At 52.7% G+C, this 919-nt stretch carries 1 protein-coding gene and 1 rRNA gene; both read left to right on the forward strand.

Annotation, left to right across the window (positions count from 1 at the left end):
- Positions 1 to 185 (forward strand): hypothetical protein (locus NKI21_RS32345; RefSeq protein WP_352869326.1); only part of this gene is annotated, 185 nt, incomplete at its 5' end.
- 309 nt (positions 186 to 494) lie between these two features.
- Positions 495 to 919, forward strand: a 23S ribosomal RNA gene (locus NKI21_RS32350); the annotation flags it as partial.

A 919-nucleotide genomic window follows, 5' to 3' on the forward strand; every position in this document is an offset into this window, starting at 1 on the left:
TTCGATCCCGTCCGGCTCCACCACTCGCGCAATCCGCAGGATTGTCGCTTGCTGCCGCCACATTGCGGTTTGGCGAGCGCGCAATTCCGAAGGGATTGTCGCGGTTCGCGACGATCCTGCGGATCGCGCGGAGGTGTCGAGTAGAGATGAAGAGAAAAGTCATTCGTAAAAAGGTTTTGTGGTGAGCATGTAGCTTGCCGCTTGTTCTGTTTGACATTGTAAAGAGAAGATTTGTTCGAACTTCATGAGCCGAAAGGTTTGTGATTTGTCGCGGGAGACGCTCAATCTCCCGCATATGATGGGCTTGCCTAACCGCACCCTCGAACCGATCTCGAGAAGCTGGTCTTTTTGTGCCAATGACATCGAAGTTAGATCCCGCACAGGATCTGCTTCAGGCGACAATTCCTTTGGAATTGCGCGGATGCTGATCCCGTAAGGGAGAGGCTGAAGCGACAATCCTTCGGATTGCGCAGGTGGGCATTGGCAATGAGAACGATCAAGTGTCTTAAGGGCAATTGGTGGATGCCTTGGCATGCACAGGCGATGAAGGACGTGATACGCTGCGATAAGCTACGGGGAGGTGCGAATACCCTTTGATCCGTAGATTTCCGAATGGGGAAACCCACCTAAGGTACTTGGAAAATCAGAGCAGCCAGAAGGTCGCAAGGCTGACTTGCTGCTGTGGTTTCCAAGTATCGATAATAGGTAACTTACCCTGAATACATAGGGGTAAAGTGGCGAACGCGGGGAACTGAAACATCTAAGTACCCGTAGGAAAGGACATCAACCGAGACTCCGGAAGTAGTGGCGAGCGAACCCGGACCAGGCCAGTGACGATTGAGAGACAAGCGGAACCTTCTGGAAAGTAGGGCCATAGTGGGTGACAGCCCCGTACGCGTAATGCAATCAATCGTCCTCG

Source organism: Mesorhizobium sp. M0715 (assembly GCF_040320355.1).
Lineage (GTDB): Bacteria > Pseudomonadota > Alphaproteobacteria > Rhizobiales > Rhizobiaceae > Mesorhizobium.